The sequence below is a fragment of the Streptomyces sp. NPDC002520 genome (assembly GCF_053595235.1).
Map to the genome: position 1 here is coordinate 32,277 of NZ_JBSFXG010000034.1, position 20,038 is coordinate 52,314.

General features: G+C 65.4%; 19 protein-coding genes. 7 read left to right on the forward strand and 12 right to left on the reverse strand.

Features of this window, described 5'->3' with window-relative positions; all coding sequences use genetic code 11:
- Positions 1-156: 156 nt before the first annotated feature.
- The 6 genes from ACWD5D_RS34270 to ACWD5D_RS34295 all read right to left on the reverse strand — a co-directional run bounded on the left by ACWD5D_RS34270 (position 157) and on the right by ACWD5D_RS34295 (position 6,668).
- Positions 157-810: a hypothetical protein gene (locus tag ACWD5D_RS34270; RefSeq protein ID WP_451376699.1), complete on the reverse strand. Its 654-nt coding sequence runs from the start codon at positions 808-810 to the stop codon at positions 157-159.
- 279 nt (positions 811-1,089) lie between these two features.
- Entirely contained in the window at positions 1,090-3,051 is a 1,962-nt protein-coding gene (locus ACWD5D_RS34275; RefSeq protein ID WP_451376700.1) for an ABC transporter ATP-binding protein, read from the reverse strand.
- A 177-nt stretch (positions 3,052-3,228) separates the two neighbouring features.
- Positions 3,229-4,281 (reverse strand): phosphotransferase enzyme family protein, encoded by a 1,053-nt coding sequence (locus ACWD5D_RS34280; RefSeq protein ID WP_451376701.1) that lies wholly within the window; start codon positions 4,279-4,281, stop codon positions 3,229-3,231.
- Positions 4,272-5,084 (reverse strand): class I SAM-dependent methyltransferase, encoded by an 813-nt coding sequence (locus ACWD5D_RS34285; protein ID WP_451376702.1) that lies wholly within the window; start codon positions 5,082-5,084, stop codon positions 4,272-4,274. The genes ACWD5D_RS34280 and ACWD5D_RS34285 overlap by 10 nt, the downstream gene beginning before the upstream one ends.
- Entirely contained in the window at positions 5,081-5,965 is an 885-nt protein-coding gene (locus tag ACWD5D_RS34290) for an aminoglycoside phosphotransferase family protein (protein WP_451376703.1), read from the reverse strand. Before ACWD5D_RS34290 ends, ACWD5D_RS34285 begins: the two co-directional genes overlap by 4 nt.
- Before the next feature lie 508 nt (positions 5,966-6,473).
- Positions 6,474-6,668: a hypothetical protein gene (locus tag ACWD5D_RS34295; RefSeq protein ID WP_451376704.1), complete on the reverse strand. Its 195-nt coding sequence runs from the start codon at positions 6,666-6,668 to the stop codon at positions 6,474-6,476.
- Positions 6,669-7,474: 806 nt separating this feature from the next.
- On the opposite strand from ACWD5D_RS34295, the gene ACWD5D_RS34300 reads away from it, so the two are divergent.
- The 5 genes from ACWD5D_RS34300 (at position 7,475) to ACWD5D_RS34320 (ending at position 13,055) form a co-directional block, all read left to right on the forward strand.
- Positions 7,475-8,920 (forward strand): helix-turn-helix domain-containing protein, encoded by a 1,446-nt coding sequence (locus tag ACWD5D_RS34300; protein WP_451376705.1) that lies wholly within the window; start codon positions 7,475-7,477, stop codon positions 8,918-8,920.
- A 2-nt stretch (positions 8,921-8,922) separates the two neighbouring features.
- Positions 8,923-9,642 (forward strand): HAD family hydrolase, encoded by a 720-nt coding sequence (locus ACWD5D_RS34305; RefSeq protein ID WP_451376706.1) that lies wholly within the window; start codon positions 8,923-8,925, stop codon positions 9,640-9,642.
- Positions 9,643-9,738: 96 nt separating this feature from the next.
- Positions 9,739-11,211: a helix-turn-helix domain-containing protein gene (locus ACWD5D_RS34310; RefSeq protein ID WP_451376707.1), complete on the forward strand. Its 1,473-nt coding sequence runs from the start codon at positions 9,739-9,741 to the stop codon at positions 11,209-11,211.
- Positions 11,208-12,083, forward strand: coding sequence for a phosphotransferase family protein (locus tag ACWD5D_RS34315; protein WP_451376708.1), 876 nt, complete (start codon positions 11,208-11,210; stop codon positions 12,081-12,083). The genes ACWD5D_RS34310 and ACWD5D_RS34315 overlap by 4 nt, the downstream gene beginning before the upstream one ends.
- A gap of 471 nt (positions 12,084-12,554) precedes the next feature.
- Positions 12,555-13,055 carry an NUDIX hydrolase gene (locus ACWD5D_RS34320; protein ID WP_451376709.1) on the forward strand — a complete coding sequence of 167 codons (501 nt, stop codon included), beginning with the start codon at positions 12,555-12,557 and terminating at the stop codon, positions 13,053-13,055.
- Between the two features lie 52 nt (positions 13,056-13,107).
- Here the strand turns inward: ACWD5D_RS34320 and ACWD5D_RS34325 are convergent, their stop codons facing one another.
- The 6 genes from ACWD5D_RS34325 to ACWD5D_RS34350 form a co-directional block, all read right to left on the reverse strand.
- Positions 13,108-13,659 carry a class IV adenylate cyclase gene (locus tag ACWD5D_RS34325; RefSeq protein WP_451376710.1) on the reverse strand — a complete coding sequence of 184 codons (552 nt, stop codon included), beginning with the start codon at positions 13,657-13,659 and terminating at the stop codon, positions 13,108-13,110.
- A complete protein-coding gene (locus tag ACWD5D_RS34330) occupies positions 13,649-14,308 on the reverse strand; it encodes a class I SAM-dependent methyltransferase (protein WP_451376711.1) in 660 nt (219 codons plus the stop codon). Before ACWD5D_RS34330 ends, ACWD5D_RS34325 begins: the two co-directional genes overlap by 11 nt.
- A gap of 1 nt (position 14,309) precedes the next feature.
- Entirely contained in the window at positions 14,310-15,221 is a 912-nt protein-coding gene (locus ACWD5D_RS34335; RefSeq protein ID WP_451376712.1) for a radical SAM protein, read from the reverse strand.
- A gap of 65 nt (positions 15,222-15,286) precedes the next feature.
- Complete coding sequence (locus ACWD5D_RS34340) at positions 15,287-15,712, reverse strand: hypothetical protein (RefSeq protein ID WP_451376713.1); 426 nt, start codon at positions 15,710-15,712, stop codon at positions 15,287-15,289.
- Complete coding sequence (locus ACWD5D_RS34345) at positions 15,687-17,012, reverse strand: diaminopimelate decarboxylase family protein (protein WP_451376714.1); 1,326 nt, start codon at positions 17,010-17,012, stop codon at positions 15,687-15,689. The genes ACWD5D_RS34340 and ACWD5D_RS34345 overlap by 26 nt, the downstream gene beginning before the upstream one ends.
- Positions 17,005-17,559 carry a hypothetical protein gene (locus ACWD5D_RS34350; RefSeq protein ID WP_451376715.1) on the reverse strand — a complete coding sequence of 185 codons (555 nt, stop codon included), beginning with the start codon at positions 17,557-17,559 and terminating at the stop codon, positions 17,005-17,007. The genes ACWD5D_RS34345 and ACWD5D_RS34350 overlap by 8 nt, the downstream gene beginning before the upstream one ends.
- A gap of 622 nt (positions 17,560-18,181) precedes the next feature.
- Between ACWD5D_RS34350 and ACWD5D_RS34355 the strand changes: the two genes are divergently transcribed.
- Together ACWD5D_RS34355 and ACWD5D_RS34360 are read left to right on the forward strand one after the other, a co-directional pair.
- Positions 18,182-19,414 carry a helix-turn-helix domain-containing protein gene (locus tag ACWD5D_RS34355; RefSeq protein ID WP_451376716.1) on the forward strand — a complete coding sequence of 411 codons (1,233 nt, stop codon included), beginning with the start codon at positions 18,182-18,184 and terminating at the stop codon, positions 19,412-19,414.
- A 5-nt stretch (positions 19,415-19,419) separates the two neighbouring features.
- Positions 19,420-19,974, forward strand: a complete 555-nt coding sequence (locus ACWD5D_RS34360) for a flavoprotein (protein WP_451376717.1) — start codon at positions 19,420-19,422, stop codon at positions 19,972-19,974.
- Positions 19,975-20,038: the final 64 nt, after the last annotated feature.

The following is a 20,038-nucleotide window of genomic DNA, read 5'->3' on the forward strand; positions in this document are numbered from 1 at the left end:
GGCGAGGTGCCCGCCGCCGACACGACGTTGACCGTCCGCGAGTACGTCTGGCACTCCTACGGCGCTTCCGGGCCAGGGGCGCGAGGTCCAGCCGAACAACGCGATCCACTGTCGACCTGTTGCGACACCGACGTACCAGCGCACTTCGAGTCACCGCTACTGCACCTCAACAGGGGCCGCCGAAGCGTTGCCGAGCCCGATCCCGGTTTGGTCGACGGCCTGGCGGAGGGAAGCAGCCGCTGCTGCGATCAACTCGCGGTCACGCAAATGGATCGCGTGAACCAGGTCCTCGCCCGCAGCCAGCACCGACATGTGCTCGAGAACAAGCAGCTCGGACTCCGAGAGCACCCGACAGTACCCCTTGAAGAACCAGTCACGCAGGTTTGGCTGCCGGGCCCACAACAGTGCCGGCCGCGCGAAATCGATGACGGCAGCCATGATCTGCGACCGGCCGAACCCTGTGAGGGACAGGGCCTGGGACTGGCTTCTCCACTCCCAGGCTGCGGGACCGAACGTGCCATGGCAGAAGGCGGCCGGCAACTCCCGAACGTGTTCCAGCACCATGGACGCGGAACTCTCAACGGCGCTGGCTTGTGCCATGGTCGGCATTCCACTGATTTGGCGGACCATGGCACGGATGCGCTGCACGTACAGCTCGGTCGCCCGTCTCGCTTGGATGCACGCTTTCTGAGTGCGACCAGCACTGTCGTGCAGCACTCGCAGTAGCTGACCTGCGTCCTCGTGAACTCGCGGCAGTTGCTGGAGCTTTGCGTTCTCGACACGCCATCCCCTGGGCTGCACGGTCAGCAAGCTCCTGAGTCTGGGCTCGCCAGCGAGCAGGCGTGAGCTGTGGCTGGGACCGAGACGACGGATGGCGTGCCGGTGTGCGTAGATCTCCCGACGGAAGTCGTTGTCCGTGCGCGTGAGCCGGAGGTCGATGAGGCCCTGTGGCGAGGACATGCGCCACGTCCGAGCCCCGCTCAGATCGGTCGGCAGCGGCCAGGCGGCGTGCCTTCCCACATAGCCTCGGGCCCAGTCCGCGGCCTCAGCCGGTATGACGGTCGATGTCATTGCACTCTTCCAGAAGGGTCAAAATAGGACGTGCTGGTTGGGCGCCACAGTGCGTTCCGGAGACGTCGGGGCAGGGACCTGTCCCGTTCGCTCGTTCTGCAGCTCCCACAACTCGCGGAACAGGCCGCCGTGGTCCGCCAGGAGTTCGGCGAACGTGCCGCTCTGGACGACCCGCCCCTTGTTGAGGACCACGATGCGGTCGGCGACGGCCACATTGGTGAGGCGATGGGTGACGAGGACGACGGCGCGGTCTGCGGCGTGACTGCGTAGGCCGGAGAAGATGCGGTGTTCGGCTCTCGGGTCCAGTGCCGCGGTCGGCTCGTCCAGGACAAGCAGGCCGGCCGGGCGGTGGAAGGCTCGCGCGATCGCGATGCGTTGCCACTGTCCGCCGGACAGTTCCTGCCCGCCCCACCACTCCTTGGCTAGTAGCGTGTTCAGGCCGCTGCGGAGATCGTCAATGACCTCGTCGGCGCCAGCCGCCCGAGCAGCGTTGAGGACACGCTCGTCCCCCTCGTCCGTAGGCTGACCCAGGTTGATGTTCTCCCGCGCGGAGAGTGGCCAGCATGCGAAGTTCTGCGGCACTACGGCGACCCGTGACCAGGCGGCGTGTGCGTCGATGGTCCTGGTGTCGGTGCCGTCCCAGGCGATCAGTCCGTGATCGGGAAGGTACAGCGCCGACAGGAGTTTGCTGAGGGTGGTCTTGCCTGATCCGTTCTCGCCCACGAGCGCCAGGACCTCGCCACGTCGGACTTCCAGGGAGACCCCGTCGAGGGCGGGCCGGTCGGCGCTGGGGTATCGGAAGGTGATGTTCTCGGCGCGTACGACCGTGGGGCCGGTGGGGGTCTCGGTACCACGGTTGATGCGGTGGCCGCCGGCTTCGTCGATGAAGTCGGCCCAGTCATCCAGGTACATACCGGTGCGGAAGAGTTGGGCGCCGTAGCCGATGACCCCGTCGAGGCTGGTACTGACGCGGCCCAGGGCGAGGAACGCGGTGCCCAGGGCAGCCACGGTGATATGTCCAGTGACCACGAGCAGGCCGAGGGCCGCCCAGACCACTGCGCTGGCGAAGCCGCCCGCGGCGCCGCCAAGCAGCGAGATCTTGGCGCTGTGCAGGGCGGCCTCGTCGGTGGTCTTGTCGATCTCCTCTCCGGTGGCGCGGTATCTGCCGATCAGGAAGTCGGCCATCGTCCCGGACCGGATCTGGTCCGAGGTCTGCTTGTCGACGAGGTACCAGCGCAGCATCCCCAGCAGCCGACGGTCCTTCGCGGTGGTACGCGACGCGATGTACGTGACGCGTGCTGCCCGGACACTCGCCAAGCCCTTGGGAAGCGCCGCGAGGATGAGCAACGGCAGCAGGATCGGATGCACAGCCGTCAGGGCACAGAAGGACGCGATCAGCGAAGCGGCCGCTCCGAGGATGTACTGACACTGTGTGAGCAGATCACGGGATACCTCCACGCCACGGTCAGCGGCATCCCAGCGGTCGTTGTACCCCGGGTTGTCGTACGCGGACAGCTCCGCATGCGTCGCGGCATCCAACAACTTCAGTTCGGCTTCGCGGGAGATCCTGGGAGCGAGTCGTGCCGAGAGCGCCGTGCTCGCGATACCAAGCAGAGCACGCAGTCCAATGGCTCCGACCACCACAGCCAGCGAGGGAGCCGCAGCCCGAAGTTGGTCCGCAGACAGGTGCCCGGACGCGATCACGGGCTTGATCACGCCAGTAGTGGCGACCAGCCCGAAGGCTTCCAATACCCCGGAAGCCACCTCACAGAGAAGCAAAGCGATCACGGAGTTGCGATCCACCTGCCAGCCGAGTCCCAAGGCTCGCCGCATCAGTTGCGGCATACGGCGGGCCATGGCACGCGTCGTGATCGCGTTGGCCACCTCGAGGCGACGGTCCCCTTGTCCGAAGAACTTCAGCTGCTCATCCGGTTGTTCTGTCTCTGTCACGGATGGGGTGTCTTCCATCGACTGTGTCATCAGCGCCTTCCCTCCTGCACCTTGGCGCTCTGCGGCATGGGCATGGCGTGCACGCCGACGGTTGAGGACGATTGGCGTAGACCGATCACTGCGTGGTCCAAGACGTCTCCGTGAGGGTGGGTAGGGGTAAGCCGACCTTTGGCGTGCATGTGGACGTGGCTGAGGTGAGGGAGTTCGTCACGAGCCGCTTCCGCCCGCTGAGAGGTCGGATAGAGCGTCTTCGAGTTCGTCGAGGTGGTTCAGCAGCAGCCGGATCGTGGTCTGCCGCTCCCGCCAGTGCTGCTTCAGGTCAGCCTCGGCGGCTGGCGGGAGCCCGTATTCGGCGGTCGTGGCGCCGTAGAAGCTGAACAGCATGTACAGCAGCGCGATCCGTGCACAGGACCGCACCTCCCCCACGGGGAGGCCCGGGTTCTCGGCGAGATATGCGCGGACCATCGCCAGCGCGCAGGCGATCCACTCCGGGCTGTTGGCCACAGTGCGGGGGTCGAAAGCGGCCCTGCCCAGTTCCCAGGCCGGCATGGCACGTGTGCCACGGAAGTCGATGACACCGGTGACGGCATCGGCGAGGACGATCAGATTGGTTCGGGAGAGGTCCGCGTGCAGGGCCTGCTCCACCAGCTCGTTCGGCAGCCGCTCCCGCAACCGGTGCGCATGCTCGTACAGGTCTTCTCGCCGCTGATCGAGGTCCATCTGTAATTGGTCAAGATCACCGTGCCCCTGTCCGAGCGCCGTGGTCAGCACACCGCTGCACCTCTTCGCGGCGTCTTCCACGCTGCCCGTCCGCCAACGGGAGTGCTGCACCTTCTGCGGCATCGGGTAGGCAGCGAGCGCACGGTGCATACGCCCCATCACGACACCGAGGTGTTCAGCCAGGGCAACTGACATCGCGGAACTTGACACCCCTCCGGGCGCCTCCTCGGTCACCGCCCAGGCACAGCCCTCGGCGATCGTGACGAGATCACCGTCCACGTCCGGCCATACGCGTGGGACGGGGATCCCGGCGGCCCGACAGTACTCCGACATGTCCCAGGCGTTCCGTGCCGCAACCAGGACTGACGTGGGTCGGTACTCCTTGACGTACAGCCGCCGTCCGTCCTCGGTCAGGACCCACCGGTTGATCGTGTCAGTGCCCATGTGCACCGGCTCGACCACGCCGACAACGAGCCCGTACCTGTCCTCCAGCACATCAGCCATCAGTGCCGCGCCGAAGTCGGGGTCGTTCACGTCCATTGCCGATCCTTGGTAGATGAAGGTCGACGAGCGGTGAGCACCGTGAAGGCGTTGTCCTCCAACAGGTGCCCGTCGTCCGTGAGCGGGGTGAGCCTCTCGGTGAGGCCCGCCTCGAACGCGCGGCGGTCGTTGCCGAACAGGCGCGGTGATGCGAACGAGGTCGAGTACAGGTAGCCGATGACCTGCGTGATCGTCCATAGTCGGCGCACAGGGATGACCGTGCTGGTCACGTCCGAGAAGGCGGAACTGCGCAGCACCTCCTCGTACGGTGGGCCAGGTGAGCCGAAGGTGCCGTCACCTGCGCGCCGTTCCTCGCCGAGGAACTCCTGGACGACATCCCGTGCGGCCCGTTGCCAGGTACTGCCGGCGGTCCACAGACTGCGGTCGCTGAACACGGCGACAGCGCCGTCCGGGGCAACGTACTCATCGAGCCGTTCGAGCAAACGGGGCTGGTCCAGCCAGTGGAAGACACGTCCGCAGGTCACGAGTTGCGGAAGCCATCCGCCCGGAGGCGCGAAGTCCTCGGCAAGGCCGTGCCAGAGGCGCAGCCGATGTGTCGGGGGGAGGCAGGGGCGGAGCACTCCTTCGGCCTCGGCGAGCATCGCGGCGTCCGCGTCGATCGCGAAGACGTCATCGAAGTAGGGCATGAGAGCGTAGGCGACGGTGCCCGGACCGGTACCGATGTCCAGCAGGCGTCGCGGCGAGGTCTCGGGAGCCGCCTCATCGAGCAGCCGTGCCAGTTCTTCTGGGATCACGGGGCGGAAGCGCCGGTAGTAAGAGGCAGTTCCGGAGAAGGCGTTCATGCCCGCCACCCACTCCACACGCGGCCGGGATGCTCAAGGCGCAGGTTGTCCAGCATGGTGTGCGCTTCGTCGACGAGACCACGGTCGTGGTGTTGGACGCCCCAGGTCAGCGAGTCGACCGCATCCAGGGCTCCGTACACCCGGCACGCGGCCAACTCCTCCTCGCTGAGAGGCCGGCCGTATCCGTGGTGAAACGCGGCATCGAGATCAGGGTGCTGAACGAGGACCCGGTAGCGGAGACGGCTGAGGTCCCGACGACATGCGGGCTGCATTTCGGCTCGCTCGAAATCGATGATCCGCAGCAGTTGCTCCGCCTCGTCCCACATCCAGTTCTTGGGCATGTAGTCGCCGTGTCCGGCGACCTGCGGCAGGCGCGGCGGAGCCTCTCCGAGGAGCGCACGTGCCACCGAGCTCTCGTGCTCCGGCATGTACGGGGCCGCAGAGTGCAGCAGGCGTGCGACGGTCTCGTCCCACTGCTCTTGAGGCACGTCTGCGCCAGGTTCGGCAGCCGCCGCAGCATGTTGCCGGGAGAGGAGCTCGCCCGCCTGCCCATAGGCCTTCCGCTCCTGCTCGGTCGGCAGTCGGAGCGTGTCGAGGCTGTGCCCGGCCACCGCGGTGAGGAGGACGGTGCGTGACTCGGCGTCCGAGGCGAGGAGCTCGGGCGCCCGGCCCGTCTTGAGAGAGACTGTCCACTTGCGGTAGGCGTTGACCTCCCTGGCGTGCAGTTTCGGCCCCGCATGCACCTTGGCGAACCACCTCTCGCCGCCTGGCGCGTGGATCTCCCATACGGACGGACGAATATCCCCCGGCCTGGGATGTTCCCGCGCCACGGTGTAGGTGTCGGTTACCGACCCCACCAAACGGTGGAGTGCGTCAGGCATATCGGTCACCTTGATGCCCTTTCACTCGCCGAGCCACTCATCCCGTAGTAACCCACTGTGATCACCTGCATGCCGTGGGTGCTCATCAGTGCTCGCGTAGCTTGCCAGGGACCACTGACAACGGGCGCTGAGCTGGGCATATGGGAACCAGATCAGCGCAGCACCGGCTCAGCGGCACCGGCCCGAATCAGCTCGGCCGACGCCGGGGTTCCAGATGGACGGGCAGCGTCCGGCTCCCGTTGATCAGGAGGCCCCGGCGAAAGTTCAGGCCGCGGGGGTCGATGTGGTGCAGGGCCTGATCCCGTGCGGCGACCTCTTTGTTGCCAGTGGGCGGCACGGGCTCGGAAGCACGCGGCCAGTCCGACGACGGCGACGGACACAGCGGCCCAGACCAAGGGCACCGCGACGGCTATCTCGTGTCTCATCAGTTCTTTCACTGAGATCGAAGGAGTTGCGAAGCAGAGTGGGGGCGGCCTGCCAGCGTGGGGCTCACCGATGGGGGGGCCGACTAGACCTTGATCGAGCTGATCATCTGGGCGAGGCTCGCCACGACCTTCGAGACCGTCGGCGCAAGCGAGGAACTGGCGAGGTAGAAGCCGAACATCGTGCAGACGACGGCATGCCCGCCCTTCAACCCGCCCTTCTTGACGAGCAAGAACGTGATGATCCCCAGAAGGACGACCGCCGAGACGCTAACTGCCACGCCGCTCTCCGAAGCTGCGGACGCCGGCGGACCGCGTCAAGGACAGCCAATGCAGGAGGGTGGGAGCGTCCGTGCACGCACGACGGTTGTCGGGCGGGAACAACCAGACCCCTGAGCAGCGTGAATACGTCATCGTCGGGCCCACAGCCGTGCACTCCCACGCGCCTGCACGACATACGGTCTGGGGTGCGTGCCAACGGTATGCCGTATCCGATTCGACCGGGATGTGAATCCGGGCGTGTGAGATGCAGCAGAGAACCGGGCCCACGGGCCGTCCCCCCTTGCGGACGGCCTCTACCGCCCGAAGCCCAACACCGAGCCCTGCCTGCACGACATCCACAGCACCCAGCTGCGGCAGTGGACGCGTGGCGAGTTGGATCCCCCACGACAGTTCGGCCTGTACAGGGGACAACTGCCTCATCCACGGTAAGAGGGGCTGGGATTGCGGCTGATTCCAGCCATGCAACGACGCAACGGAAGCGGCCGGCCACTGAGGAGTGCAAGGATCAGGGGCAGCGTCAGCTCGCCCTTGAGTGACAATCACCGGGTCTCCTGTACGTCCGAAAGCACCGACTGAGCCACTTGACCAAGCAACTTGTGTCACAAGGACGTTGGCTGGACCCCAAGACTGTTCACTGAACGGCGGTTACGCACATTCCGAGGGTGATATCACTCACGTGATTCCGGCTCTCAGAAGAGGCCGGTGCACCGCATGCGCTCGCTCAAGGGAGGCAAGAGTGCTTCAGCAGACCCAGCGACGCTGCGATCGATGCGGCTGCTCCCTGAGCCAGTACAACACGGACTCCGTGTGCGCCGCCTGCACTCGCTCCCGGACAACCTGGCAAGTTCACGCCCCGACTGTTCCCGAGCACGTCTGGCTCGACCCAGAAGTCAGAAGCGCGCTCGCGGGCTTGGACTTCGGCCGGGCCAGCCGCCTCATCCGACTTCGCGGCGGCCTTCGCCAAGAAGACATGGCCCAGGTCACGGGCCTGAGCCAGGCGTTCCTGTCCATGCTGGAGTCAGGCAGTCGCCGCCTCACCAACATCGACAAGATCGTCGAGTTCCTGACAGGTCTCGGTGTGCCCGCCCAACTCGTCGCACTGCCACTTCCGCACGCTCCTGGGCCGACCGTCCAGGAGCCGGCTGTCCAGTTCGTCGGCGACGCTGATCCGAGCCTGCCCTGGACTGCAACTCGTATGGTGGCAGCACTGGACACCGCGGTAGGAGGCAGCGCGATGGACCGTCGGCGATTCCTCACCGCAAGCGGTGTCGCGCTCACCGCGTTCGTCAACGCCTGGGACCTGGCCGAGGCCGAACCCCTCCGAAGGGCGGCAGAGGGAAGCCGCCTCACCAACGACTTGCTCGATGGACTGCAACGCACCACCGACAGCCTGCGGACCATGGACGCCAGCGACGGCAGCGGCACCCTCACGGCTCTCGGGGACCGCCACCTCCAGTTCCTGAAGCATCTGCTGGAGGAAACGTCGTACGACGAGGCGACAGGCCGTCGGCTCGCCGCGATCATCGCCGACACCGCCACGCAGACCGGCTGGTTCGTCTTCGACTCCGGCGACCGGGACCGCCCACTCAGCTACCTTTTCGCCGCGCTCCGCGCAGCGAAAGCCTCCCAGGACACACGCCTCGGTGCCGGCGCCCTCTCCTACATCGCGATCCACGCGTACTCCACCGGCGCTCCGCACCATGCCGTGACAGCGGCGCAGCGTGCCCGGGACAAGATCAGGAAGCTCGGCATGCCGGCGCTGGAGGCAATGCTCCTGACTCGGCAGGCACGAGGGCACGCCAAACTCGGCGAGCGTCAAGCGGCCCTGGCCGCACTCGGCCGAGCTGCTGATCTCTGCGCCCAGGGCCGCTCCGAACACGATCCGCACTGGCTGTACTGGATCAATGAGGGCGAGATCCATGGACAGACTGGCAGTTGCTTCCTCGACCTCGGGGATCCGAGCAGCGCCGTCGCCAGCTTCACGAAGGCCCGGAAAGCACTCAATCCAGCAGACCATCGAACCCGGGGCCTGTTCCTGTCACGTGCCGCAACCGCCCACATCGAGCAAGGTGATGTCGAAGCCGGGTGTGCCGCGGCCCACGAGGCACTTGACCTCGCATCGAAACTCCGGTCGGCACGGCTCGACAACCACATCGTGAGCATGGTCGACCAGCTCGGCTCCGTTGGACACAGCCCGTACGCTCAGGACGTACTGGAGCGGCGTGCCGCCATGCTGGCAACAGGGAGCTGACCTTGACCGACGCAACGCGGACCCTCGTGCTGTGGGACATCGACCGCACCCTGCTGTATGTCGGTGACATTGACCGCCAGGTCTACCGAGAGACCTTCGCCGAAATCGTCGGCCGGCCCGCAGAGCGTCTCCCGGCCCGAGGCACTGGCGTCACCATGCCCCTCGCGATCCGATCGCTCCTCATCGACAACGGCGTCCCCGAACCGCAGGTCCCCCACCTGCTCCCGCGCATGGTGGAACTCCTGCCACAGCGGCTCGCCGCACACACAGAGGACCTCCGTCAGCATGGCGTCCTTCTTCCCGGTGCCGTTGCCGCTCTCAAAAGCGTGCACGCGAAACCGGGATACGTGTCGACCGTCCTCACGGGAAACCTCAAGCCCAACGCGCTCCTGAAACTCCAGGCATTCGACCTCACCGGATTCGTGGACACAGAGATCGGCGGCTACTCCTCCGACAACGACCACCGTCCGGCTCTCGTCGCCGTCGCGCAGAACCGCGCTCAGGCCAAACACGATGCAGCCTTCACCCGCGCCAACACCGTCATCATCGGCGACTCCCTCGAAGACGTCCGTACGGGTCTCGAAGGCGGAGCACCCGTGATCGGAGTCGCCTCGGGAAAGACCTCCGCTGCCGAGTTGTCCTCCGCTGGTGCCGAGCTCGTACTCGAAAGTCTCGAAGATGTGCCAAAGCTGATGGAGGCGATCATCGAAGTGACCAGCTGACCACCTCCGGAAGCACCTGCTCGTATCACCACAGTGATACCGGCACCTCCGCGTCCGCACGTACGCTGCCATCCGCATACGAGAAACGGGGGTCCGATGCCGAAGAACCCTCGCGCATGCGCCGACTGCGGATGCCGACTGAGCCAGTACAACCTGGACGAGCGGTGTGCAGCATGCGCTCGGGGCAGGAGACTCGAAGTCCTCCCCGGCCCCAGCATCCCCGCCAGTGCCCTGGCGGACGTCCAGGTCCAGGCTGCTATCGCGGACCGGGACTTCGGCCGTGCGAGCCGCCTCATCCGGGCAAAGGCCGGAATCCGGCAGGACGACATGGCGTCCATGACCGGACTCAGCCAGAGCTTTCTGTCGATGCTCGAGGCCGGCAGACGACGCTTAACCAACCTCGACAAGGCCGCCCGCTTCCTCAAGGGCATCGGGGTATCGGACGCTCCGCTGACCCCGTCCCTCCACGAACACGAACCACATTCCGTACCCGCCCACGCGCAAAAGGGGCCTGGGCACGTCGAAAACCGCGACGTGGCGAGTGACACCACGGACCTGAACCAGCTCGCGGCCCAAGTAGCAGTGCAGTCCCTTCACTTCACTGGTGACATCACGACGAGCAACGTCAGTGACGTCGAACTCGAAGGGCTTGAGGGCGCCCTCACCCAGATCGCCAGCGACTACGTCCACGCCCCCCTGCACCAGATCTTCACTGACCTCGTCACGACACGAGATCGCCTCTTCTCTCTGCTGAACGGCCGCCAGCCACTGGCCCAGACCCGGGAACTGCTGCTCCTCGCTGGTACGAGTTGTCTGCTCCTCGCGCACGCATCGCAGAACCTCGGCGACGAAGGCGCCGCCGTCGCTCAACTCCAATCGGCCTGGACTTTCGCGGAACAGTGCGACCACAACGACCTACGGGCGTGGGTGAAGGGCACAGCCGCCCTCATCGCGGAGTGGTCATCGCGGCGGCAGACCGCGCTCGACTACACGCGACAGGCAATCCACCTTGCTTCCGGCGGAGAGACACGCGTCCGGATAGCGGCAATCGAAGCCCGTGCAGCAGCGCGTATAGGCGACCGCCGCACGGCCATGGCCTCCCTTGAGGAACTGAAACGTGCCCGAGAGCAGACCGCGGCCCCCGATACGCTCACCCGATTCGGCGGCCTGCTCACGTTTCCCGAAGCGAAGCAGCACTACTACATCGGCGGAACCTTCGCGCTTCTCGGGGAATACCAGCCTGCCGAACAGCACGCTCTGGCAGCCATCGAACTCTACGAGAACGGCCCGCAGGAGCACAGGTCGTACGGCGACGAGGCCCTGGCACGCCTCGACATCGTGACAGCGCGAATCGCCGGCGGAGAGCTCGAAGGCGCCGAAGAGCAACTCCGGCCCATCCTGGACCTTCCGCCGGACCGGAGGATCAGACAGCTCGGTGACGCCATGCACACAGTGGCTAGGCTGCTGGAAGAACCCAGGCTCGCTCGCAGCCCCGTCGCACGAGAACTCGCGGACGCGACCCGCGGTTACCAGGCGCTCGACACCCGAACGAAAGTCATTGTTCCATGACCATGACGGTCTCCCCCGAGTCCGCCGCCCGCACGGCCTGCCAGGCGTCAGGCCTGGCAGACCTGTCTCTCATCCAACTCCACCAGCACGCCACGTCGGTGTTTCTACTCGTTGACGCAGGTGTCGTCGTCCGGGTCAGTCCAGCCTCCCAGAAGCGGCGTCTCGAAACCGCCGTGACCCTGACCCGCTGGCTCGTCGCGAACGGCTTTCCGGCGACCGAACCCGCAGAGATTCCGCAGCCGCTGACATGCGACGCGTACGTGGTGACGTTCTGGCGCCACTATCCGCAACCGAAGGGCGGTGCGCCGTCGGCAGGTCGGCTGGGCGGTCTGCTACGGGCCCTCCACTCCCTGCCAGCGCCGCCGATCGCGCTCCCGCAATTTCAGCCCCTTTCGTCGTTCAAGAGCACAGTGGAGTCGAGTATCCGCCTGGAGCCGACTCAGCGGAATTGGCTGGCTGAACGGCGAGAGGAACTCCTGGACGCGTACAAAGGGCTAGACTTCCCGCTGGGACACGGACACATCCATGGTGACGCATATCCGGGCAACACTCTTTGGGATGATCACAGTGTGAAACTCGGTGACTGGGACGAAGCTGCCTTCGGCCCTCGCGAGATCGACCTGGCTAACACCTTTCAAGGGGTGCGTTTCGGGCGCACTGCGGAAGAACTTGAAGAATTCAGTCACCAGTACGGATACGACATCAGGCAGTGGCCTGGACTCCGCGTCCTCTGTGAAATCCGAGACCTCCATACCCTCGGCTCCTACATTCGACGCGCAGACCGGGGAGATTCCGCTGCGACGCAGCAGTTGAAGCATCGAATCGAAACGCTCAGGAACCATGATGTTCAAGCCCGATGGAACGCTGCCTGACACACCGGACGCCAGACGCGTGACCTCCGCTCACGACGCAGCCGTAGTCGCCGACAACTCGACGACCTCACCGGCGCAACCCCACGACAGAGTGACGTCATCGCCTCGTGCCCAAGTTGTGGAGCACCGTGACCCCGTTCTCTCGGTGCTCCACCTCGACCCAAGCTTCAGAACGGGTCGGCCTGGCTCCCACTCGGTGCACGATCACCGGCGCGTGCTCCAACGCGGGCGTGATATACGCGCACCGATCCACAATGGCTCGAGCCGCTTGGGATCGACTTTGAGATCCCCCTCGCAGTCGACCGTGGGGCCGCCAAGCACCATGGTGTCGCCGTGCGGGTAGATGCACAGCGGGTTGAAGGGCAAGCCCGTGAGCTTTGACCCCGAATCCGGGCGATTTGGCCACCTGGACTGCTGAAGGCAGGGCAGGCTGTGAACTGGTCAGGTCTTTCTCGTGCTCAAGGACACTTCATGGCATACAGCCCGCTCGTTGCTTCCACGGCGGTCACCTACACCGACGGCTGCTACCGGTCAGTGATCGGGGTCCATCTGATCTTGCAGCGCGAAGACAAGGTCCTGCTCGGGCTCAGAGCGGGTACGGGCTGGCGAGATGGGCACTACCACGTGCCTGCCGGCCATCTTGAGGCCGGCGAGACAGCCACGGCCGGCGCGGTGCGTGAAGCAGAAGAGGAACTCGGCTTGAGCCTGCGGGAGCAGGATCTGGAACTGGTGCACACCGTCCACCACTGGACAGCCGACGACGATCCGCGGCTCCAGTTGTTCTTCGTAGTGAACTCTTGGGACGGGGAACCAGTCAATATGGAGCCGCACAAGTGTGCCCATCTCGGCTGGTATCCCCTACGCGATCTTCCTGAACCCATGGTCGACTTCACTGCCGCCGCCCTGAAGGCGTTTCCCCAGGGGATCACCTTCTCTTGTGTCGGCTGGCCCGCAGCGCCCAGCGACGCCTAGTTCCGTCGGTACGGGCGGGGCGCTCCTTGAGGTGTGGCCCGCCCGAGATCGTCTACCCGGTGAAGACGAGTTCTGACTCGGCCAGGATGTCCCGGCCTAGGACCGCCAGGTAGACCTCGTCGACGCTGCCATAGGAGGCCTGAGCGATGTCGAGGCCCATGGATGTGGCCGCCTCGCGTACAGCGTTCTCGTCCGGTCCTTCGATCTCAAGGAAGGTTGGAAGGTCGGGCCAGGTGTCGATGTCGAAGGTGACGCCGTTGAGCTTCCACTCTTCGCGGTAGTTCTCCTGGTAGCGCAGAGCGATAAATCCCATTGCCTCCAGCAGCGTCTTCGTCGCGTCGAACTCGCCGACCTCCACCTCGGCCTCAAGGGTCGTGTCGATTGCGGAGACCTCCGACGTGACCTGCTTGTAGGTAAGGAACGTCTTCGCGCCCTGCTGCCGTAGGCGCAGCCAACCACCGCGGGCCTCGATGTCGTCGTTCTTGAACACGATCCGCCGCATGAGGGTGCGGGGCATGGCGCATGTCGCGGAGCGTGACGTCAGATGCTCGGTGATCTTCGTGACGTCGACTTCGAGGAACCGTGCTTCGAATTCAGTCTGCATCGTTCTCTTCCTGCTGATGGGTCGCGATGATCAGGCCCATGCGGTGGACATGGTGGCGGAGTTGCTCGACGTGGGGTGCTTCGAGGAACGGCGGCGTGTACGTCTCCCAGTCGATCGACCAGCCGGGGAAGTAGCGCCTCATTCCTCCTTCCTCCGGATAGTGCTCCAAGGCCAGGTGGTGTGGCTCGACGGGCATCATGTATTCGGCACCGAACACGCCCCCGTGTGACTGGCACAGGCTCTTCATCGTGGCGACGAACTCGCCCAGCGGACGGCGATGGTTGATGCTGTAGTGCCATGAGCAGCTAGTCCAGACGGCGTCCGACGGTTCCAGCTCGGCCGTCAGGTCGAGGATATCGGCCTCGACGATCTCGACAAGGTTCGAGAAACCTTCTTGAGCCAGCCGCTTACGCAGACCAGGCATCTCGGACTCCACACCCCCGGGCAAGACGACTGGGCCGCCATTGAGCGCAGTCGTATTGCGCTCTACGGCAACGACTCGGAACCCGCGCCGGACCAAGGGCAGCACGAACTTGCCATCAGAGGCACCGACAACGCACACCGATTCGGCCCCGCGCTGCTCGATCAGATTGAGGAACAGCGGGAAGAAGGTCCGGGTCTCCTGCCAGAGACTGCCCGTGACCGCCATCTCAACGCACCTTCGCCGTCTCGTACACCACGTCCGGGATGCCGACCGCGAACTCGTCGTCAGCTCGCGGCTCGTACCTGATCACCTGCTCGGCCTTGTCCCAGCGGAAGGCGTTCACGTCACGACCGACTGCCTTGCAAGACACGGTCAGAGCGCCGCGGGGGTCCGATTCGATACGGTCAAGCCACCCGCCGGCCACCAGGTTGGAGCACTGCTCACCCGCAGGCTCAGGGGACAGATCCGAGTCGTAAATGACTCGGATTCGTAGGCCAGCATCCCTGACCTGCCGGTGGAGGTCGGCGTACCGGTCGATGTTGACGACCTCGAGGTCCGGGTTCTTGGCCGCGTTGCCCACGAGCCGCAGTGCGTGGAGCTTCAGCTCCGTCACCCCATGCTGTTCGAGCATCGTTGCGAGTGGCGCCACGTCGTCGAGAGTGCTGTCCGTCACGGTCATGGTGACGCCAGTGGTCAGTCCGAGGCCGACGGCAAGGTCGATCATCTCGATGGCGCCCTCGAAGCTGCCACGCTGTCGGATGAGGTCGTGGTGGCGCTTGAGGCCGTCGAGGGATACGCGGAACTTGTCTATCGAGGGGGCGATCGCCTCGATCCTTGACCGGAAGCCGCGGTGTCCGTTCGTGCAGATCTCGACGTCTAGCCCGATCTGCTTGGCGTACGCACTCACCTCCCCGATGTGCGGGTACAGCAGGGGCTCCCCGCCCAGGAGCGTCACCGCATCGAGCCGGTACACCTCGCGGAAATGGTCCAGGATGCTGCGGGCCTCGTCGAGTTCGAAATGGTCCGGCTCCTTGAGCAGCTCACCGTGGAAGCAGTGCTTGCACGTGTAGTTGCAGCGGTAGAGAAGCTGCAGGTAGAGCATCCGAACGCGGTTGATCCCTGCGACCTGGTCGAGCATGGTCCTCAACTCCTTGATGAGGGGGACGGCACAGCGCCCTACAGCCAACTGTCAGCGACTGCGGGCTATGGCCAGGGAAGAAGTTCGTCGGGAGTCACGGTGACGAGGCCTCCGTCCGGAGTGCGGGACACGATGACCTGTGCGACTCCGTGATCGCGCAGCAGCTCTCGGCAGCCGCCACACGGCGACCACACCCGGAAGGCATCGTTGCGGCGTACGACGGAGACGGCTGCGACGAGGCTTACTGTGCCTGCGGTCACCGCCATGCCGATCGCTACGGCCTCGGCGCACACGGAACAGTGGCTGCAGTTGCGCGACCGGACATGCAACGCGGTGAAGACGCGTCCGTCATCAGCGAGCACTGCGGCCGCCACGATCGCCCGCTCGGGATTGGTGCGCCGCAAGAGCGACTCGCACGAGTCCGCCAATCCGCGAAGCACGCTCGGCGATGCCGGGAAGGCGGTGTCAGCCCTCATGGTCGACCTCGGCATCCAACGGCGTTGCGCTGGTCAGCCCATGACTGGGCGGCTGCCACAGCAACTGCCCGCCCTCGCTGTACACCGGCGGACGGGGCCACGCGTTGGCCACCCAGTCACCGAGGGAGTAGGCCCCGACCGCGTCGAAACAGACCACGTCGCCGGCCCGCAGCGGGGCGGGTGTGGTGACCTTGCCGAAGGAGTCACTACGGTGACACAGCGGCCCGACGAGCTGTATGGCCTCGGCAGGCCCTTCATCTGCGGTAGCGAAAACGATGGGGCGGGTCTCATTACGTCGCCAGCAGTGCAGCCCATTCGTGCCGAGATCCAGTACTGCGTGCCGCCGGTCCCCGTCACGCCGCACTGCAATCACCCTGGCGACCGCGACCATTGACGGCTCTGCGAGGAACCGGCCTGGCTCGAAGATCAGCTTCGTCACGCCAAGGTCGGCCAGGCGGGCAGCGTGACGGTGAAAGACGGCTGCGATCCCTTCAAGGTCCGGCGCCTTCTGCTGGCTCTTCGGGGTCGGGAGGCCCATAAGCTTCAACAGATCGAACAGTGGCCCAGTACGCTGCTTCGTCACCCAGCCAGACGCGATGCCACCCCCGAGATCCAGCGTCGTAACCGGCATGCCGGAATTCTTCAATCGCTCAACGAGATCGCCGAGCCTGCGTAGGGCGACGTCGTAGCGTGCCGCCGACACCAGCTGGCTGCCGAAGTGCAGGTGAAGGGCCTCCAGCCGGACCGGTTCGCTGCCGGCGAGCTTGCGGCACGCGTCCAGGACCGCGGTCCCGTCGATGGCCCAGCCGAACTTCGTCACACCGCGGTTCCAATGCTCGGAGGGATCACGGCCGAGCTCCCCGGAAACCTCGGGAATGGTCACCCGTACACCTACGGACAACGGCTGAGAGCCGACAGCACGCTGCGAGACGACGTCGATCTCGGTGTCGGTCTCCATGTTGACCAGCCGCGGTGTCGAGATGGGGTCGTCGACGATTTCTTGCAGAAGCCCATCGGCGCACTTCCCGACACCGTTCACCACGATGCGCTCAGCCTGGTGCAGCTGGCGTGCGGACCTCCACTCCGCAGGAGACGTCACCTCTGCCCCAATGCCAGCGTCGGCCAACTCGCCACACAATGAAGGTAGGTAGTTGGTCTTGTACGAGTAGTACACCTCAGCCGGGATCGGCAGGCTGGCCGTGAAGCTGTGGAACCGGTCTAGCGCGGCCGACAGCCGGGACGGTGAGAACACGTAAAACGGAGTGGGATGCTGCTGCCCCAGGCCGAAGGCCCGCTCGTGCAGCGGGCTAGCCACGGATTGCCTCCCCTTGGGTAGTCAGCCCGGCAAGCTTGTCGGCGACTTCGGCAGCATTCAGCCCTGTCGTGTCGAAGGAAGTGAGGCCGAAGGACTCGTATGTGCGACGAGTAACTTCGACGTTGGCCTCCTCGCGGCGCGACCAGTAGCTCAATCCGTGTTGCCGATCTCGGTCAACGAGCCGCCGCTGCCGAACTGGTTCGTCGACGGTCAGGAGGACGGTGACGTCTGGCGCGAGGGCGTGATCCCAGTTGATCTCGGGAAGTTGAGAGGTCCCCAGTGCCGCGTGCGTGGCGAGAGTTCGATAGAAGTAGCTCTCCACGACGACGTCCTGGCCGCTGTGGATGCACTCGCGGACCGTCTCGGACACCGCATAGTTCGTCATCATCCAGAAATGCAGCCGCGGCATGACGAGCCGAGTACTGTCGACGCCCTTGCGGACGGTCTCGAATTCCGGGAGGAGGGTCGGGATGAGGGTCGCATCGAGTCGTTCCGCCAGGAGCGGTGACACAGTGCTCTTGCCGACCGCGCTTAGGCCTTCGAGCACAATGAACCGACCATGTGGTTGGCCGCTCCGGTCAGAGCCTGCTCTCTGCTCGTGTCGTGAAGATGGGACTCGCGTCGGCTCCAGCACCTACCGTGCTCCCCTCGGGCTCGATTCCCTCAGGACCCCGGAGAGAAAAGTCTTCCTGTGCCGGCAGTTGTGGTTCAGCGCGCATGCGCAGTCCGGGCAACCGAACGGTCCTGAGTGCTCACCAAGCGTGACGACTGAGCGCGCCGACCGCACATTCCGACAGTGATATCACTGGAGTGATGCCGGGATTCCAGCCAGCTTCGACGCACGGTGGACGTGTGTCGGCGAGGCCTGTGCCTCGAGCGAGTGGAGCGCCCTGCGGCAGGAAACCTGGCCTTGCTGACGTCCTTGGGACAGCCTTTTCGGTGATGATTGAGGCAGGTGTATGCAGGCTGAGTCACCTGAACAAGATCGTGCCGCCACTCAGCTCTGGCACCTCCCTGACTCGTGGGTGCAGCCGGACAAATTGTCCGGCCTGTTCTAGGCGCGAGAGTGGATGTTGAACATGGCACCGCAGCCCGAATCGCTGCCTGATCTCGCGGCCTGACCGGCCGCCACCGTGTATGACGGACCAAAGTGGGGGGAGGCGGCGCGCATGCGTGGTCTTGGTGATCACCTCAGCGTCGGGCAGCGGATCGCGTTCTACCGCGAGCGCCGGGGCTACACGCAGCCCGTCCTCGCCGGCCTCGTCGGGCACAGCACCGACTGGCTGTCGAAGATCGAACGAGGAGTACGAAAGCCGCCGAGAATCGACAAGCTGGCTGAACTCGCTCGCGTACTGCACGTCCCTCTCGGCGACTTGATGGGGCAGCCCGTCCTCCTGGAGGACGAGGAAAAGCACATGGACGACGTGCCAGCAGTCCGTGATGCGCTGATGAGCCCTCGACGGCTCTCCAAGCTGCTGTTCGGCCCCACGGCGGAGCGGCAGTTGCCGAGGCCGGAGCAAGCGCAGGTCTTCGTCGAGCGTAGCTGGGGCGACTATCAGGCTGGCGTTCTTGGTGACGTCATCGCCGCCCTGCCCGGCCTGCTGAGGACTGCCCAGGAGCTGGAAGACCTTCCGCCTGGCGATCGGCGGCGACGCGGCCTCGCCGTCTCGGCCCGTACGCATCACCTGGCGGCAACCACCCTCGCCAAGGTCGGCGAGTCCGACCTGTCGTGGCTCGCGGCCGAGCGCGCCATGCGTGCCGCCGACGAGTCCGAGGACCCGCTGTCGCTCGTCTCCGCTGCTCGCTCCGGTACGCACGCACTGCTGGCCAACGGGCGATACGAGGACGCCCTCGAACTGGGCGATACCGCCGCGGCCTGGCTCACCAGTCAGATTCGCGACGACGACCCGGCCGCCTTGAGCCTGCTTGGCATGATTCATCTGCGAGCTGCTGTGGCCGCCGCACGGCACCAGGATCGGCACACCGCCAACTCCCTGTTGGGAAAGGCGAAGGTGCTCGCCGACCGACTCGGATCCGACGAGAACCACTGGCAGACGTGCTTCGGTCCGACTAACGTCGAGCTGCACCGCCTGTCGATCGAGCTGGACCTGGAGAACATCCCGTACATCGTCGAACACGGCGGCATCGACGTCTCGCACATGCCGGCGGAACGCGCAGTGTCACATCGCATCGACTACGCACGCGGCCTCTGCCTCAGGGGCCGCGTCGACGAGTCCTTCAGAGAACTACGGGAGGCCGAACGCACCTCGCCTCAGCTCGTGCGGAACAATCCACGTGTCCGCGAGACCCTTCGCGACCTGAGGAAGCAGTCCCCGGTCACGGGTGGCAGCCACTCGTCCGAGCTGCTGGCCATGGCCCAACGATGCAGGGCGGTGCGGTGAGTTCGATGCAGGGCAAGGTGCTGGGAGTCGTCGGATCGAGCGCCGGTGGGGTTGAGGAACTGGGTACAGGGCTTGTGATCCCGGCACTCGAACAGGGCTGGACGGTGGCGGTCACACTCACACCAACCGCAGGTCAGTGGCTCCGCACGAGTGGGAAGGCGGCGGAGCTCGAGGGGCTAACCGGCCTTCCCGTACGGTCCGAACCACGTCTGCCGGGTGACATGCGGCCGCATCCACCTGTGGACTGCTACGTCGTGGCCCCGGCAAGCGCCAACACCGTCGCCAAGCTCGCCCTCGGTATCTCAGACAACCAGGCGTTGACACAGGTCAACGAAGCCATCGGAACACTGGACCTCCCGGTAGTCGTCTGGCCCCGGGTGAACGCCGCGCATGCTCGCCACCCCGCGTGGAACGGGCACATCAAAGCTCTTCACGATTCAGGGGTGCGGTTGATCTACGGAGACGAGGTATGGCCGCTCGCCGAGCCACGGGCTGGGTTGCCGGGGCGCAGGTACCCATGGGATGCCGTACTAGACGCCACCTTTGAGGCACTAGCCTGACGGTCTATCAAGTTTCCTGAGAGTAGAAGAATTTGGTCCCGGACAGTCTGTCCGGGACCTCCGT